Annotated in this window: 12 protein-coding genes and 4 tRNA genes; 11 read left to right on the top strand and 5 right to left on the bottom strand. The window is 61.3% G+C overall.

Annotated elements, in window-relative coordinates; translation table 11 throughout:
* Positions 1–2: 2 nt before the first annotated feature.
* A complete protein-coding gene (locus TX24_RS27580) occupies positions 3–1,397 on the bottom strand; it encodes an aldehyde dehydrogenase family protein (protein WP_034134160.1) in 1,395 nt (464 codons plus the stop codon).
* Between the two features lie 251 nt (positions 1,398–1,648).
* On the opposite strand from TX24_RS27580, the gene ptrR reads away from it, so the two are divergent.
* The gene (gene ptrR, locus TX24_RS27575; protein ID WP_057711847.1) at positions 1,649–2,521 is read left to right on the top strand and encodes a putrescine utilization regulator PtrR; all 873 of its coding nucleotides are present in this window, start codon (positions 1,649–1,651) and stop codon (positions 2,519–2,521) included.
* Positions 2,522–2,627: 106 nt separating this feature from the next.
* On the opposite strand, the gene TX24_RS27570 is transcribed toward ptrR, so the two are convergent.
* Positions 2,628–2,837, bottom strand: a complete 210-nt coding sequence (locus TX24_RS27570) for a hypothetical protein (RefSeq protein WP_005789784.1) — start codon at positions 2,835–2,837, stop codon at positions 2,628–2,630.
* Between the two features lie 101 nt (positions 2,838–2,938).
* Positions 2,939–4,135: an amino acid aminotransferase gene (locus TX24_RS27565; protein ID WP_057711846.1), complete on the bottom strand. Its 1,197-nt coding sequence runs from the start codon at positions 4,133–4,135 to the stop codon at positions 2,939–2,941.
* Between the two features lie 343 nt (positions 4,136–4,478).
* On the opposite strand from TX24_RS27565, the gene uvrB reads away from it, so the two are divergent.
* From uvrB to TX24_RS27515, 10 genes are all read left to right on the top strand, one after another.
* Positions 4,479–6,494, top strand: a complete 2,016-nt coding sequence (gene uvrB / locus TX24_RS27560; protein ID WP_003192575.1) for an excinuclease ABC subunit UvrB — start codon at positions 4,479–4,481, stop codon at positions 6,492–6,494.
* Positions 6,495–6,680: 186 nt separating this feature from the next.
* Positions 6,681–8,162, top strand: a complete 1,482-nt coding sequence (gene gltX, locus TX24_RS27555) for a glutamate--tRNA ligase (protein WP_003192573.1) — start codon at positions 6,681–6,683, stop codon at positions 8,160–8,162.
* A 147-nt stretch (positions 8,163–8,309) separates the two neighbouring features.
* Positions 8,310–8,385: transfer RNA gene (locus TX24_RS27550), tRNA-Ala, on the top strand.
* A 79-nt stretch (positions 8,386–8,464) separates the two neighbouring features.
* Positions 8,465–8,540, top strand: a tRNA-Glu gene (locus TX24_RS27545).
* 50 nt (positions 8,541–8,590) lie between these two features.
* Positions 8,591–8,666, top strand: a tRNA-Ala gene (locus tag TX24_RS27540).
* A gap of 81 nt (positions 8,667–8,747) precedes the next feature.
* A tRNA-Glu gene (locus TX24_RS27535) sits at positions 8,748–8,823 on the top strand.
* A gap of 183 nt (positions 8,824–9,006) precedes the next feature.
* The gene (locus TX24_RS27530; protein ID WP_003192571.1) at positions 9,007–9,546 is read left to right on the top strand and encodes a TetR/AcrR family transcriptional regulator; all 540 of its coding nucleotides are present in this window, start codon (positions 9,007–9,009) and stop codon (positions 9,544–9,546) included.
* Between the two features lie 15 nt (positions 9,547–9,561).
* A complete protein-coding gene (locus tag TX24_RS27525; RefSeq protein ID WP_003192569.1) occupies positions 9,562–10,395 on the top strand; it encodes an alpha/beta hydrolase in 834 nt (277 codons plus the stop codon).
* 38 nt (positions 10,396–10,433) lie between these two features.
* Positions 10,434–10,868, top strand: a complete 435-nt coding sequence (locus TX24_RS27520) for an acyl-CoA thioesterase (RefSeq protein ID WP_057711845.1) — start codon at positions 10,434–10,436, stop codon at positions 10,866–10,868.
* A gap of 55 nt (positions 10,869–10,923) precedes the next feature.
* Positions 10,924–11,883, top strand: coding sequence for a tRNA dihydrouridine synthase (locus TX24_RS27515; RefSeq protein WP_057711844.1), 960 nt, complete (start codon positions 10,924–10,926; stop codon positions 11,881–11,883).
* Here TX24_RS27515 and TX24_RS27510 read toward each other — a convergent pair.
* Together TX24_RS27510 and TX24_RS27505 are read right to left on the bottom strand one after the other, a co-directional pair.
* Positions 11,843–15,142 (bottom strand): EAL domain-containing protein, encoded by a 3,300-nt coding sequence (locus tag TX24_RS27510; RefSeq protein WP_057711843.1) that lies wholly within the window; start codon positions 15,140–15,142, stop codon positions 11,843–11,845. The genes TX24_RS27515 and TX24_RS27510 overlap by 41 nt on opposite strands.
* Positions 15,143–15,208: 66 nt before the next feature.
* Positions 15,209–16,099 (bottom strand): LysR family transcriptional regulator, encoded by an 891-nt coding sequence (locus TX24_RS27505; protein ID WP_003192564.1) that lies wholly within the window; start codon positions 16,097–16,099, stop codon positions 15,209–15,211.
* Between the last annotated feature and the right edge of the window lie 139 nt (positions 16,100–16,238).

Here is a 16,238-nt window from a genome sequence, read left to right as displayed (position 1 = left end):
CTTTACTTGCGGTCCAGCCACACCGTTTGTGCGTTGCAGAACTCGCGTACACCGAAGTGCGACAGCTCGCGGCCGAACCCGCTCTTCTTCACACCACCAAACGCCACCCGCGGGTCTGACACGCTGAACGCGTTGACAAAGACCCCGCCGGTTTCCAACTGATCGGCAATCGCCCGCGCCTTTGCCGCGTCGCGGGTGAAGATGCTCGCGGTCAGGCCAAACTCGCTGTCATTGGCCAGCGCCACGGCGTGCTCGGCGTCGCGAGCGGTGATGATCGAGGCCACGGGGCCGAACAGTTCCTGTTTGAACGACGTCATTTGATCGGTGACGTCAGCCAGAACGGTCGGTTCGTAGTAATTGCCCGCGCCCGCAACTTTATGGCCACCCAGCAGCAGCGTGGCGCCTTCTTCCAGGGTCGCCTGGACCTGGCCGTGCAGTTCGTCACGCAGATCAAAGCGTGCCATGGGGCCGATATAGGTGGCGGTTGAGGTGGGCTCGCCCATCACCAGGGCGCGGCTGGCTTCAAGGAACTTGGCGGTGAAGGCTTCAACCACGCCCGCTTCGATGATCAAGCGCTTGGCGGCGGCGCAGACCTGGCCGCTGTTCTGGAAACGGCCGATCACGGCGGCTTGCACAGCGGCGTCGAGGTCGGCGTCGTTGAGTACGATAAACGGGTCGGAGCCACCCAGTTCCAGCACGCATTTCTTCAACGCGGCCCCGGCTTGTGAGCCGATGGCGATGCCAGCGCGCACGCTGCCGGTGAGGGTCACAGCGGCGATGCGCGGGTCGGCGATGGCCGTAGATACACCGTCCTGGGTCACGTTGATCACTTCGAATACGCCTTCAGCGAAACCGGCTTTACGCAGCGCCTGCTGGATCAGATACGCGCTGCCCATCACATTGGGCGCATGCTTGAGTACGTAGGTGTTGCCGGCAAGCAGGGTCGGCACGGCGCCGCGCAGCACTTGCCACACCGGGAAATTCCACGGCATCACCGCGAGGATAGGGCCCAGCGGGCGGTATTCGATTCGGGCGCTGCCGTTGTCCACCAGAGTGGGTTCCGGAGCAAGCATGGCCGGGCCGTGGGCGGCGTACCACTCGCTCAGTTGCGCGCACTTTTCGATTTCGGCACGGGCCTGGGCGATGGGTTTGCCCATTTCCAAGGTGATCATTTGCGCCATGTCTTCAGCCTGTTCACGCAGGGCAGCGGCCAGGGCCAGCAGATATTCGGCTCGCTGGCTTACCGGCGTGCGACGCCAGGTGCGGAAGGCATCGGTCGAGCGGGAGAGGGCGGCGTTCAGCTGTTCTGCGCTTTCATAGGGGTAGCTGCGGACTGTTTCGCCGTTGGCGGGGTTGATCGACAGGGCGTGGGTCTGGTGGGAGATAGCATTGTTCATGGCACCGTCCGGCTGAATGAGTGGAATGGGGCCAGCGTACGGGGCTGTATGTTTTCTGGAAACTGAATAATATTAAGCAATATATTCTCATTACGAGAATGTTTGGCCTAAGCTCGTCCCCACGCTCTGCGTGGGAATGCATCCTTTGACGCTCCGCGTCAACGAGCTGTGAGCCAACGATTGGACGCGGAGCGTCCGAGGCAGCGTTCCCACGCAGAGCGTGGGAACCATGTACATGATTGGAGAATGACTTGGATCTGGTGCAACTGGAAATCTTCAAGGCCGTTGCCGAGCAAGGCAGCATCAGCGCCGCCGCGCAGTTGATTCATCGCGTGCCATCGAACCTCACCACGCGCATCAAACAACTGGAGCAGGACCTGGGCGTGGAATTGTTTATCCGCGAGAAAAGCCGCCTGCGCCTGTCGCCGGCCGGGTGGAACTTCCTCGGCTATACACGGCGCATTCTTGATTTGGTGCAAGAAGCCCGCGCCACGGTGGCGGGGGAGGAGCCCCAGGGCGCGTTTGCCCTGGGCTCGCTGGAGAGCACGGCGGCCGTGCGTATTCCGGCGTTACTGGCGGCGTATAACCAGCAATACACCAAGGTCGAGCTGGACCTGAGCACCGGCCCCTCGGGCACCATGATCGAAGGCGTGCTGTCGGGCCGGCTGACGGCGGCCTTTGTCGATGGGCCGGTGCTGCATTCCACGCTGGAAGGCGTGGCGGTGTTTGAGGAGGAGATGGTGGTGATTGCGCCACTGCATCACGCGCCAATCACCCGTGGCCAGGATGTGAATGGCGAGAACATCTATACGTTTCGCTCCAACTGCTCGTACCGGCATCACTTCGAACGCTGGTTCTCACAGGATGGCGCGGTGCCGGGCAGGATCTTCGAGATCGAGTCGTACCACGGCATGTTGGCCTGTGTCAGCGCCGGGGCAGGGCTGGCGCTGATGCCACGCAGCATGCTGGAGAGTATGCCGGGGTGTGCGGCGGTGAGTGTGTGGCCGCTGCCCGACACGTTCCGTATCTTGAATACCTGGCTGATCTGGCGGCGGGGCACGGTGTCGCAGAGTTTGAACAGTTTCGTAAAACTGCTGGAAGAACGCACTCTGCCAGCACCCTAGATCAAATGTGGGAGCTGGCTTGCCTGCGATAGCGGTGTGTCAGTCAATGAATCTTTAACTGAACCGCCGCTATCGCAGGCAAGCCACCTCCCACAGGTGTCCTACATCAGCCGCCAAATTGCAGGGTGCCCATGGCCAGTTTGGCCATGATTGCCGTCGCGCCTAGTTGTACCAGCCATAACGCCAGCCCACCGAGGAATACTCCCAACGCCACTTGCAGCACCAGGCTCTTCTGGCGCTTGGCTTGCGGTGCGCGTGGGGCGTAGTCATGCAATTCGTCGCGGTCGGCGCGCAGGTCCAGGTCGTCGTTTCTCATAAAGCTCTCACAGCAAGGGGGCAGTCGGTGTTCAGTCTAGTGTGTTCGCCAATAAAAAGGGGGAAGCCATTGGCTTCCCCCTTCGTATAACGTTTGCCCGTTTACAGCACCTGGACAATCGCCTTGGTCACTGCACCAATGTTCGATTGGTTCAGCGCTGCCACACAGATACGCCCGGTATCGAGTGCGTAGATACCGAACTCGGTGCGCAGGCGGGTGACTTGTTCCACAGTCAGGCCGGAATAGGAGAACATCCCACGCTGGCGACCGACGAAGCTGAAGTCATGGCCTGGCGCAGCCTTGGCCAGTTCGGCCACCATCTGCTCGCGCATACCGCGAATGCGCAGGCGCATCTCGGCCAGCTCGGCTTCCCACTGGGCGCGCAGCTCAGGGTTGTTCAACACGGCGGCAACGATGGCTGCGCCGTGGGTCGGCGGGTTGGAGTAGTTGGTGCGGATCACACGCTTGACCTGGGACAGGATGCGCGCGCTTTCTTCCTTGGACTCGCTGACGATCGACAGCGCGCCTACGCGTTCGCCATACAGCGAGAACGACTTGGAGAACGAGCTGGACACAAAGAAGGTCAGGCCCGATTCCGCGAACAGGCGCACCGCGGCGGCGTCTTCGTGGATGCCGTCGCCGAAGCCCTGGTAGGCCATGTCGAGGAACGGCACCAGGTTCTTGGCCTTGACCACGTCCAGCACGTCTTGCCAGTCGGCCGGGCTGAGGTCGACGCCGGTGGGGTTATGGCAGCAGGCGTGCAGCACCACGATGGACTGTGGCGGCAGGGCGTTGAGGTCCTCGAGCAGGCCGGCACGGTTCACGTCGTGAGTGGCGGCGTGGTAGTAGCGGTAGGTTTGTACCGGGAAACCGGCTTTTTCAAACAGCGCCTGGTGGTTTTCCCAGCTCGGGTCGCTGATGGCGACGACGGCGTTGGGCAGCAGTTGCTTGAGGAAGTCGGCGCCGATTTTCAGCGCGCCCGTGCCGCCCACGGCCTGGGCGGTAATCACACGGCCTTCGCTCAACAGCGGCGACTCAGCGCCAAACAGCAGCTTTTGCACGGCCTGGTCGTACGCCACGATGCCGTCGATCGGCAAGTAGCCACGGGCGGCATGTTGCGCCACACGAATGGCTTCCGCTTCGGCAACGGCACGCAAGAGTGGAATCTTCCCCTCCTCGTTGCAGTAAACGCCCACGCCAAGGTTCACCTTGGTGGTTCGTGTATCGGCGTTGAATGCTTCGTTGAGGCCCAGGATTGGATCGCGTGGTGCCATTTCGACAGCGGAGAACAGGCTCATTTTTGCGGCAGCTCTATGGGGGGTAGGAGGGACGTGTCGCGCTCCAGCCGAATGCACTAGAGCGGTGCACAAACGGGGAGCTAGTATAGAGGCCATCACGGCTGAGAGCGACAACGGAAACGGCTTTTCGGCCATGTTTTTCGGTTTATTTGCTGACCGTTAGTCTTATTGCCACATTGGCGAGAAAGGTCGTGTAGGACGACGGCCTTGAAACCCGTCACATTCGACACCACTTCTACAGCTATCATGGTTTTTTCCTGCAACCTGCGATGATTATTCGCGGGTTGCTGAGCTATTTCGTCCCTGGCGGTGTCGAGTCTGGGGTGACTTCACGAGGTACGTTATGTCGGATTTCCAGCTCGTTACCCGTTTTGAACCCGCCGGCGACCAACCGGAAGCCATTCGTCAGATGGTCGAAGGCATCGAAGCCGGCCTGGCGCACCAGACGCTGCTTGGGGTGACCGGTTCCGGCAAGACCTTTAGCATCGCCAACGTGATCGCCCAGACCAACCGCCCAACCCTGGTGCTGGCGCCGAACAAGACCCTGGCGGCGCAGCTCTATGGCGAGTTCAAGGCGTTCTTCCCGAACAACGCGGTGGAGTATTTCGTTTCCTACTACGACTACTATCAGCCCGAAGCCTATGTGCCGTCCTCCGATACCTTTATCGAGAAGGATGCGTCGATCAACGACCACATCGAGCAGATGCGCCTCTCGGCCACCAAGGCCCTGCTGGAGCGCAAGGATGCGATCATCGTTACCACGGTGTCGTGCATCTATGGCTTGGGCAGCCCGGAAACCTATTTGAAGATGGTGTTGCACGTCGACCGTGGCGACAAACTCGACCAGCGCGAACTGTTGCGTCGCCTGGCGAGCCTGCAGTACACCCGTAACGACATGGATTTTGCCCGCGCCACCTTCCGGGTGCGCGGCGATGTTATCGACATCTACCCGGCGGAATCCGACCTGGAAGCCATCCGTATCGAACTGTTCGATGATGAGGTCGAAAGCCTGTCAGCCTTCGACCCGTTGACCGGTGAGGTGATCCGCAAGCTGCCACGCTTCACCTTCTACCCCAAAAGCCACTACGTGACCCCGCGCGAAACCCTGATGGGCGCCATCGAGGGTATCAAGGTCGAATTGGCCGAGCGTCTGGAATACCTGCGTTCCAACAACAAGTTGGTGGAAGCCCAGCGCCTGGAACAACGCACCCGCTTCGACCTGGAGATGATCCTGGAGCTGGGCTACTGCAACGGCATCGAAAACTACTCGCGCTACCTGTCGGGCCGCGACTCCGGGGCGCCGCCACCGACGCTCTATGACTACCTGCCGCCGGACGCCTTGCTGGTGATCGACGAATCCCACGTCAGCGTGCCGCAGGTGGGCGCCATGTATAAGGGTGACCGTTCGCGCAAGGAAACCCTGGTGGAGTACGGTTTCCGCCTGCCGTCGGCGCTGGACAACCGGCCCATGCGCTTTGACGAGTGGGAAGCCATCAGCCCGCAGACCATCTTCGTCTCCGCTACGCCCGGCAACTATGAAGCCGAGCACGCGGGCCGCGTTATCGAGCAACTGGTGCGACCCACTGGCCTGGTGGACCCGGAAATCGAAATTCGCCCGGCGCTGACCCAGGTCGACGACTTGCTCTCGGAGATCAACAAGCGCGTGGCCCTGGAAGAGCGGGTGCTGGTCACCACCCTGACCAAGCGCATGTCCGAAGACTTGACTGATTACCTGGCCGACCACGGCGTGCGCGTGCGTTACCTGCACTCGGACATCGACACCGTGGAGCGCGTGGAAATCATCCGAGACCTGCGCCTGGGCACCTTCGATGTGCTGGTGGGGATCAACCTGCTGCGCGAAGGCCTGGACATGCCGGAAGTGTCGCTGGTGGCGATCCTGGATGCGGACAAGGAGGGCTTCCTGCGCTCCGAACGCTCGCTGATCCAGACCATCGGCCGAGCGGCGCGTAACCTCAATGGGCGGGCGATCCTGTATGCGGACCGCATCACCGGTTCCATGGAGCGTGCGATTGGCGAGACCCAGCGTCGTCGCGACAAGCAGATCGCGTTCAACCTGGAACACGGCATCACCCCCAAGGGCGTGTTCAAGGACGTGGCCGACATCATGGAAGGCGCCACCGTGCCCGGCTCGCGCAGCAAGAAGCGCAAGGGCATGGCCAAGGCCGCCGAGGAGAGCGCCAAGTACGAGAACGAACTGCGCTCACCGAGTGAGATCACCAAACGGATTCGACAGCTGGAAGAGAAGATGTACCAGTTGGCGCGGGATCTGGAGTTTGAAGCGGCGGCGCAGACGCGCGATGAGATTGGCAAGTTGCGTGAGCGGCTGTTGGCTGTTTGATTTGCGTTGATTGGGCTGGCCTCATCGCGGGCAAGCCCGGCTCCCACATTGATCTGTGAGCGCGGTCAAAATGTGGGAGCTGGCTTGCCTGCGATGGCCGCGCCTCGGTTTTCCAGATATCCCCCAGGCTGTTACCATTCGCCCCTTGTTTCAATTTTCAGTTATATCGCCCATTCGAGACCTGCCATGACCACCGTCCGCACGCGCATTGCGCCATCGCCTACTGGGGATCCCCACGTCGGTACTGCTTACATCGCCCTGTTCAACTACTGCTTTGCCAAGCAGCATGGCGGTGAGTTCATCCTGCGGATCGAAGACACCGATCAACTGCGCTCCACCCGTGAGTCCGAACAGCAGATTTTCGATGCCCTGCGCTGGTTGGGCATTACCTGGGCTGAAGGCCCGGACGTGGGCGGCCCTCACGGTCCGTATCGCCAGAGCGAGCGCAGCGACATCTACAAGCAGTACACCCAGCAACTGGTCGATATGGGCCATGCCTTCCCGTGCTTCTGCACCGCCGAAGAGCTGGACCAGATGCGCGCCGAGCAACAGGCCCGTGGCGAGACCCCGCGCTACGATGGCCGTGCGTTGCTGTTGTCCAAGGAAGAAGTGGCTGCGCGCCTGGCGGCTGGTGAGCCCCACGTCATCCGTATGAAGGTGCCAAGCGAAGGCGTGTGCGTGGTGCCGGACATGCTGCGCGGTGACGTCGAGATCCCGTGGGACCGCATGGACATGCAGGTGCTGATGAAGACCGACGGCTTGCCGACGTACTTCCTGGCCAACGTGGTCGATGACCACCTGATGGGCATCACCCATGTGCTGCGTGGCGAAGAGTGGCTGCCATCGGCACCGAAACTCATTCTGCTGTACGAATACTTCGGCTGGGAGCAACCGCAACTGTGCTACATGCCGCTGCTGCGTAACCCGGACAAGAGCAAGCTGTCCAAGCGCAAGAACCCCACGTCGGTGACGTTCTACGAGCGCATGGGCTTCATGCCCGAGGCGATGCTCAACTACCTGGGCCGCATGGGCTGGTCGATGCCGGATGAGCGCGAGAAGTTCTCGCTGCAGGAAATGGTCGACAACTTCGACCTGTCCCGCGTCTCCCTCGGCGGGCCGATCTTCGATATCGAGAAACTCTCGTGGCTCAACGGCCAGTGGCTGCGTGACCTGCCGGTGCAAGAGTTCGCCAGCCGCGTGCAGCAGTGGGCGTTGAACCCCGAGTACATGATGAAGATCGCGCCGCTGGTGCAGGGCAGGGTAGAGACCTTCAGCCAGGTCGCACCCTTGGCCAATTTCTTCTTTGCCGGTGGCGTGAATCCTGATCCCAAGCTGTTCGAGTCCAAGAAGCTTTCCGGTGACCAGGTTCGCCAACTGATGCAGTTGATTCTGTGGAAGCTTGAAAGCCTGCGTCAGTGGGAGAAAGATGCAATCACGGCGACCATCCAGGCGGTGGTGGAATCCCTTGAACTGAAACTGCGCGATGCCATGCCGCTGATGTTTGCCGCAATCACCGGGCAGGCCAGTTCGGTGTCGGTGCTTGATGCGATGGAAATCCTCGGCCCGGACCTGACCCGTTTCCGCCTGCGCCAAGCCCTTGATTTGCTTGGTGGTGTGTCGAAGAAAGAAAACAAGGAATGGGAAAAGCTGCTGGGCGCTATCGCTTAAGCAGGCCGCTTGCGGCACGAAACCCCGGTTTTCCGGGGTTTCGTCGGTAAGTGATTGTTATCCCGGCAAAAAATTTTGGAAATTGTTGAAAATAAATTTGACACGTTTCCAAACCGCCATTAAGATTCGCCCCGTCCTCACCGATGAGGGGCTATAGCTCAGCTGGGAGAGCGCTTGCATGGCATGCAAGAGGTCAACGGTTCGATCCCGTTTAGCTCCACCAATTTACAGGTTCAAGGTTCCGGCCACACCGTCCTTGAATTGATCAGGTCTCAGCTCTGATCAGATGTACAGAAGGTTTTGTCCCCTTCGTCTAGTGGCCTAGGACACCGCCCTTTCACGGCGGTAACAGGGGTTCGAGTCCCCTAGGGGACGCCAGTTTCAACAAGCAGCTCGAAAGGTCTGCTGCGTCGCGAGACGAAAAATCCGGGGCTATAGCTCAGCTGGGAGAGCGCTTGCATGGCATGCAAGAGGTCAACGGTTCGATCCCGTTTAGCTCCACCAATTTTACAGGTTCAAGGTTCCGGCCACACCGTCCTTGAATCGATCAGTTCTCAGCGCTGATCTGTTGTATAGAAGGTTTGTGTCCCCTTCGTCTAGTGGCCTAGGACACCGCCCTTTCACGGCGGTAACAGGGGTTCGAGTCCCCTAGGGGACGCCACGATTACCCGCTCTGCGGGATTTTTAAGGGTCATTCAATTATTGAATGGCCCTTTTGTTTGTCTGGCGTTTGGCCAATTCCCTCCTTTATTCCCATTTTTCTGTACTGACCGGCGGTCGTGCTTGTCGCTTGCCAAATATTATTATGGTAATAATATTCAACCCATGAACGACGGAGGCTTCGATGAGCGATAAAAAAGCGCAAACCCGCGAACGTATTTTGCAGGCTGCCAGCGCGGCATTGATCCAGCGTGGCCCGGCTGAGCCCAGTGTGGGTGAAGTGATGGGGGCGGCGGGGCTAACGGTAGGAGGCTTCTACGCGCATTTTGAAAGCAAAGACGCACTGATGCTGGAAGCGTTCAACCAGTTGTTGGCGCAGCGTCGCGCCTCCATCGATGACTTGGACGAACAGCTGACCGGCGAAGAGCGCCGCACCTTGGTCGCCGCGTTTTATCTGTCACGCAAGCACCGCGACTCCACGACCCAGGCCTGCCCGTTGCCCGCGACAGTGGGGGAGATGGGGCGCTTGCCGGACGCATTTCGCGAGGTCTTGAACGAGCACGTCGAGTTGATGGCTGCGCAACTGGCCGGCAGCCCTGAAGAGATCGACAAAGCCCTGGCGGACATGGCCTTGATGGTCGGGGGGCTGACCCTGGCGCGGGCGCTGGGGCCGGGCGAGTTATCGGATCGCGTGATACGTGCGGCCAAGTCGGCGGTACGCTGAAAAAGGGGACGCAAGATGGGCGCATTGACCTGGGTTCGTGGTTTCAATGGCACGGTGGGGCGCCTTGCGCCGCATGCGGTTGCCAGCAAGATGCGTCGCACCTTCATGACCCCGCGCGATCTGCCGCCGCGTGACTGGGAGCTGCCGTTGTTGGCGCAATCGGAGCGCATCACTCTGCGTTTCGGCCTGTCGGCGTTGCGATGGGGGCATGGCCCGGCGGTGCTGCTGATGCATGGCTGGGAAGGCCGGCCCACTCAGTTCGCCAGTTTGATCACAGCGTTGGTCGACAACGGCTATTCGGTAATTGCCCTGGACGGTCCCGCCCACGGCCGTTCGCCAGGGCGTGAGGCCCATGTGCTGCTGTTTGCCCGCGCCATGCTTGAGGCGGCGGCCGAGCTGCCGCCGCTGTACGCGGTGGTCGGCCACTCCATGGGCGGCGCCAGTGCGATGCTGGCGGTGCAGTTGGGGTTGCGTACACAGGCATTGGTCAGCATTGCCGCACCGTCGCGCTTTCTGGATGTGTTGCGCGGGTTCACCCGCATGGTCGGCTTGCCGCCACGGGCGCGCTCAGCCTTTATCCAAGAAGTGGAGTTGAGCATGGGCATGCCGCTCAAGCATCTGGACGTGGCCCACTACCAAATGAACATTCCCGGCCTGATCGTCCACGCCGAAGACGACACCTTCGTTCCGGTCAGGGCGGCTCAAGCCATTCACGAAGCCTGGTTCGACAGCCGCCTGCTGCGCCTGGAGCAGGGCGGCCACCAGAAAGTGCTCGCCGACCCGCAGGTGATCGACGCTGTACTCGCCCTATTGGCCGGCTGCCGTCTACAGGAGCGCCAGAGCGCCTGATACACTGCCCCGCCGACATCAATCGACTGGAGCAAGGCATGAGCTGGGATTTGGCAACGCCGTTCATCATCGATCTGCAGGTTGCGGCTGAAGACATCGACGGCCTGGGACACGCCAATAATGCGGTGTATGTCTCGTGGCTGGAGCGTTGCGCCTGGCGCCATTCCCAGCGCCTGGGGCTGGACCTCACCGAATACCGCCGCCTGGACCGCGCCATGGCCGTGGTGCGCCATGAAATCGACTACTTGGCGGCAGGCTATGAGGGCGATGAGTTACAACTGGCCACCTGGATCGTCGATTGGGACCAACGGCTGAAAATGACCCGTCGTTTCCAGCTGGTACGCCCCCGCGACGGCGCGACTCTACTGCGTGCGCAAACAACCTTCGTGTGCATTGAGTTGTCCAGCGGCAAGCCCAAGCGCATGCCCGCCGAGTTTATTGACGGTTACGGCCCCGCCCTGACAGGGGGTTAACGGTTGCCGCTGGAAACCCAGTAAACTGCGCCACGATTTTTGTTGAGTGTTTTCCATGCAAATTGCTTTGGCGCCCATGGAGGGGTTGGTCGACAACATCCTGCGGGACGTGTTGACCCACGTGGGCGGTATCGACTGGTGCGTGACCGAATTTATTCGGGTCAACGACCGCCTGCTCACGCCTGCCTATTTCCACAAGCTCGCGCCTGAACTGCTGCACGGTGCCCACACGGCGGCGGGTGTGCCGTTGCGGGTGCAGTTGCTCGGTTCTGACCCGGTGTGCCTGGCGGAAAATGCCGCCCTGGCCTGTGAGCTGGGCTCTGAGGTCATCGACCTGAACTTCGGTTGCCCGGCCAAGACCGTGAATAAATCCCGAGGTGGCGCGGTGCTGCTCAAGGAGCCGGAGCTGCTCAACCAGATCGTCGAGCATGTGCGTCGTGCCGTACCGGCGCATATTCCCGTGACCGCCAAGATGCGCCTGGGCTTCGACAGCCCGGATGGCGCGCTGGTGTGCGCCACGGCCCTGGCCGAGGGCGGCGCGGCGCATATCGTAGTGCATGCGCGCACCAAGGCCGATGGCTACAAGCCGCCGGCCCATTGGGAATGGATCCCGCGGGTGCAGGACGTGGTCAAGGTGCCGGTGTTTGCCAATGGCGATATCTGGAGCGTCGAAGACTGGAAGCGCTGCCGCGAAATCAGCGGCGCCGAAGACATCATGCTGGGCCGTGGCCTGGTGGCGCGGCCCGACCTGGCGCGGCAGATTGTGGCGGCCAAGGCCGGCGAAGACGTGGTCGAGATGACCTGGGCGCAGATGCAGCCGATGCTTCAGGAGTTCTGGCGCCAGTCGGTGGCGCAACTCACGGAAAAGCAGGCGCCCGGCCGCTTGAAACAGTGGCTGGCGATGCTCACGCGCAACTACCCGGAGGCAGTGGAGTTGTTCACGGCCCTGCGCCGCGAGACGGACTTGGGCCAAGTCAGCCGCCTGCTGGGTATGCCTCATCCAGCAGCCGCCTGAACCCCTCGATCGGCAACGGTCGGCTGTGCAAATACCCCTGGAATAAATGGCAGCCGAGCTTTTGCAGGAACGCCAGTTGCTCCAGGGTTTCCACCCCCTCGGCGATGACTTCCAGGTTCAGGCTGCGGGCCATGGCCACAATGGCGCGGATGATTTCCGCATCATTGGGGTCGTGGGTCGCATCGCGCACGAACGACTGATCAATCTTCAGCGCGTCCACCGGCAGGCGCTTGAGGTAGGTCAGGGATGAATAGCCGGTACCGAAATCATCCATCGCAAAGCTCACGCCGAGTTTTTTCAGGCGGCGCATCTTCACCACCGTGTCGTCCAGGTTCTGGATCACGATGCCTTCGGTAATTTCCAGTTTCAGCAGGCTGAACGGCAAACCGTGTTGCTTGAGGCTGTGCTCCACCCGTTCCACAAAGTCGTTCTGGCGAAACTGCCGGGGACTGATGTTCACGCACAGGCTGAAATTGAGCGGGTCCACCAAGCCGTCGGCAATCAACTGGGCAAAGGCGCCGCAGGCTTCATCGAGAATCCAGGTGCCGACCTCCAGGATCAGGCCGCTGTCTTCCAATACCTTGATGAATTCCGTCGGTGACTGCGCGCCCAATTGTGGATGCTGCCAGCGCACCAGGGCCTCGGCGCCGACTATCCGGTTGCCGCGCGCATCCACCTGGGGCTGGTAATGCACGCTGAATTCGCCGCGTGACAAGGCCAGGCGCAAGTCAGTCTCCATGCGCAGGCGTTCGCTAGCGGTTCTTTGCATGCTGTTGTGGAACATCTGCGTGGTGTTGCGCCCGGAGTCCTTGGCGCGGTACAGGGCGATGTCGGCGCGCTTGAGCAGATCGGCAGGGGTGGTGCCGTGGTCGGGGATCAGCGCCACGCCGATGCTGGGCGTGACCTGCAGCCGGTGACCGTCGAGAAACATCGGTTCCGAGAGCAATTCGCGCAGGGTATCGGCCAGCGCTTGCACCTGGCTGCTGACCGTCTGGCGGGTGCCCTCCAGGCCGCTGAGCAATACCACAAACTCATCGCCGCCCAGGCGCGCCACGGTGTCCTCCATGCGCACGCTGGCCTCCAGGCGCGCGGTGACGATTTTCAGCACGGTGTCGCCAACGGGGTGGCCGAGGGAGTCGTTGATGTGTTTGAAGTGGTCCAGGTCCAGAAACAGCAGGGCGCCGCGCAGGTTGTGGCGCTTGAGCAGGGCGATCTGCTGGCTCAGGCGGTCCATCAGCAGCGCACGGTTTGGCAGGTTGGTCAGCGGGTCGTGATAGGCCAGGTGACGGATCTGCGCCTGGGCATTCTTCAATAGGCTTACATCCCGCGCGGTCAGCAGCAGACAGGGGGTTTCATTCAAGGTGATCGGCTCCACTGACACCTCCACCGCCAGTACCTCGCCGCGCTTGTTGCGCCAGAGCATTTCCAGGTGGTGGATGCGGCCCTTGATCTGCAACTCGGCCAACAGTGCGGCGCGTTGGTTTTCATCGGCCCAGATGCCGATCTGGTACAGGGTCAGGCCGATGGCCTCTTCGGTGCGGTAACCGGTCAGGCGGCAAAAGCCGTCGTTGACCTCCACATAACGGCCGGTGTCGCGTTCGGTGATGGAAATCGCGTCGGGGCTGGAGTGAAACGCCTTGGCGAACTTCTCTTCACTGGCCTTGAGTGCGGCTTCCGAGCGTTGCTGCTGGGTAATATCGCGCAGCGTGGTGACGATGCACGGCTGGTCGCTGACCTTGATCAAGCGGCTGGAAATCATGCAGGTCAGGCTTTGGCCGTCCTTGTGATGCACCACGATAGCCACATTGCTCAGGGCCTGTTCGCGAATCACCTGCTCGATGCGCTGCAGGCGCTTGCTGGAGTCGTCCCACAGGCCGATTTGTTCGGCGCTTTTGTCCAGTACTTCGGCGGCTGTAAAGCCAAACGTCTGGGTAAACGCCGGGTTGATCTCGATAAACGCGCCGCTCTCCAGGCAGGTGACGCAGATCGGGTCGGGGCTGGCCTGGAACAGGCTGGCGAACTTCTCTTCCGAGGCGGTCAGCCGTTGCTCGCGCTCGACCTGGTCGGTGATGTCCAGCAAGGTGCCGGCCATGCGCAGGGGCTTGCCTGATTCATCGCGATACAGGCGTGCGCGGCTCTCCAGGTAGCGCGGGCTGCCGTCTTCCATTTGCACGCGGTAGGTCAACTGATAGTTGCCGTCCGGGCCTTCGCGCAGACTGCGGTACGCATGGCGCATGCCCTCGCGGTCTTCATCGGACATGCCCTCAAAAAACGCATCGAAGGATTCATGGAACGGCGCGGGTTCCAGCCCGTGCAACTGGGCGGCACGCGCTGAGCCGTAGAGCATGCCGCTGGGGATGTGCCAATCCCAGGTGCCCAGTTGCGCGGAATCCAGGGCCAGGTCCAGGCGCTCCTGGCTGTCCTTGAGTGCTTGCTCGGCGTTTTTACGTTCGGTGGTGTCCAGGAACGTGCTGATCAGGTACGCCTCGCCGTCCAGTTCGACCTTTTGCGCGCTGAGGGTGCCGTCATGGATCTGGCCGTTGCTGGCGCAGAACTGCACTTCCATGGTGATGGGTTCCCCCTTGCGCTGCGTGGCCTTGACCAGCAGCGCACGCTGTTCCGGGTGGCGCCACAAGCCCAGTTCCAGGGTGGTGCGGCCGATGGCATCGGCCACCGGCCAACCGAACAGCATCTCGAAATACTGGTTGGCTTCGCTGATCAAACCGTCAGCCTGACGCGTCAGCAGTACCATGTTCGGGCACAGGTGGAACAGGGTGGCAAAGCGCTTTTCCGAATGGCTGAGGGCGTGTTCACGGTCGCGTTGGTGGGTGATCTCGCGGATCACCCCGATCATGCGCCGCCGTCCGGCTTTGTCGGGAACCAGGCTGCCGCTGATTTCCAGCCAGTGCTGGCTGCCATCGGGCCATTGGATGCGGTGGTGCATGGCGCGGTCGAGCGGCTCTCCGGCGAGCACCGCATGAAAGCCGCGCACCACCCGCGCACTGTCTTGTGGGGCCAGCAGGTCGAGGTAGTCGAGGTCCTTGGGCAGAGGCTGGCGCGGGTCAAAGCCGAATAACGCCTGGGTACCCCGCGACCAGCTGATTCTTCCCGTGTCGATTTCCCAGGACCAGGCACCCAGTCGCGCGGCATTGAGGGCCGTCAGCAGTTGCGGGGCACTGTCCCAGCTTTGTTCCGCCGCTTGAGGGTCCAGGGCGTAGATGCGGGGCAGGGGTGGAACCGGGTCAACGGGGTTGCGCATTATCAAAGGGCCTTGGCTCATTGAGAAAACCGCGCGGTTTGACCTAAACCCCTGGCCCACACAGTGTCATGCCGGTAACCCTGGCAGATCGACCTGTGCATCCAACAGGCTCATGAAAGCCCGCGCAGCGTTCGACAGCGTCCTTTCGGTGTGCACGATATAGCCTAGCTGGCGACTGAGCTGTATGCCCGGCAAAGCGATACTTGCCACCTGATCATCGAGCATGGTGCGCGGCAACACGCTCCAGGCCAGGCCGATGGAGACCATCATCTTGATGGTTTCCAGGTAGTTAGTGCTCATCGCAATATTAGGTGTGAGGCCCTGGGCCTCGAACAGGCGGCTGACAATATGGTGGGTAAAGGTGTTGCCGCCGGGAAATACCGCCGGATGCCCGGCGATATCGGCCAGGCTGACGGAGCCGTTGCTGATCAGGCTGTGTTCGGGCGCCACCACAAAATCCAGCGGGTCGTCCCACACACGGGTAGCTTGCACCAGGTTGTGGGGCTCTGGCGCCAGGGTGATCACCGCGACTTCCGCACGGCCGTGGAGGATTTCTTCGTAGGCCACTTCTGAATCCAGAAACTGAATATCCAGCGCCACATTCGGGTATTGCCGCGTGAAAGTGCGCAGGACCGGTGGCAGGCGGTGCAGGCCGATATGGTGGCTGGTGGCCAGGGTCAGGCGCCCGCTGACCTCGCCGGTGAGGTTGGTGAGGGCGCGGCGGGTGTCGTCCAGCACGTTGAGGATTTGATAAGCGCGTGGCAGCAAAGCCCGCCCGGCCTCGGTCAAGCCGACTTCACGGCCCAGGCGGTCGAACAGCCGAACCTTCAATTGTTGTTCCAAACCGGCGATGCGCTTGCTGATAGCCGGCTGGGTCAGGTGCAGGCGTTCGCCGGCGCCGGAGAAACTGCCGGTTTCGGCGATGGCGATAAAGGCGTTGAGGTTGGCCAGGTCCATGGTGCTATTCCAGTTGGTAATCCAAAGCATAAAAAATATGAATTTGAGTTATTTAATGTAGCGCCATACCATCAGCCTCACAAGCCAAAGGGTTATTGAAAAGCCCGGCGTATAGAAGCACCGCTGATGAGGACCGACT

The sequence above is a fragment of the Pseudomonas lactis genome, from assembly GCF_001439845.1.
Taxonomy (GTDB): domain Bacteria; phylum Pseudomonadota; class Gammaproteobacteria; order Pseudomonadales; family Pseudomonadaceae; genus Aquipseudomonas; species Aquipseudomonas lactis.
Note: the sequence above shows the minus strand (reverse complement) of the source record. Positions and strands in the feature narration are given on the sequence as shown.

Bases quoted from the DNA above. Each gene is read 5' to 3' on its own strand.
- TX24_RS27530 (WP_003192571.1), top strand. From the start codon at position 9,007: ATGAGCGATAAAAAAGCGCAAACCCGCGAACGTATTTTGCAGGCTGCC.
- TX24_RS27580 (WP_034134160.1), bottom strand. From the start codon at position 1,397: ATGAACAATGCTATCTCCCACCAGACCCACGCCCTGTCGATCAACCCC.
- gltX (WP_003192573.1), top strand. From the start codon at position 6,681: ATGACCACCGTCCGCACGCGCATTGCGCCATCGCCTACTGGGGATCCC.
- TX24_RS27570 (WP_005789784.1), bottom strand. From the start codon at position 2,837: ATGAGAAACGACGACCTGGACCTGCGCGCCGACCGCGACGAATTGCAT.
- TX24_RS27510 (WP_057711843.1), bottom strand. From the start codon at position 15,142: ATGCGCAACCCCGTTGACCCGGTTCCACCCCTGCCCCGCATCTACGCC.
- TX24_RS27505 (WP_003192564.1), bottom strand. From the start codon at position 16,099: ATGGACCTGGCCAACCTCAACGCCTTTATCGCCATCGCCGAAACCGGC.
- TX24_RS27525 (WP_003192569.1), top strand. From the start codon at position 9,562: ATGGGCGCATTGACCTGGGTTCGTGGTTTCAATGGCACGGTGGGGCGC.
- TX24_RS27520 (WP_057711845.1), top strand. From the start codon at position 10,434: ATGAGCTGGGATTTGGCAACGCCGTTCATCATCGATCTGCAGGTTGCG.
- TX24_RS27565 (WP_057711846.1), bottom strand. From the start codon at position 4,135: ATGAGCCTGTTCTCCGCTGTCGAAATGGCACCACGCGATCCAATCCTG.
- uvrB (WP_003192575.1), top strand. From the start codon at position 4,479: ATGTCGGATTTCCAGCTCGTTACCCGTTTTGAACCCGCCGGCGACCAA.
- TX24_RS27515 (WP_057711844.1), top strand. From the start codon at position 10,924: ATGCAAATTGCTTTGGCGCCCATGGAGGGGTTGGTCGACAACATCCTG.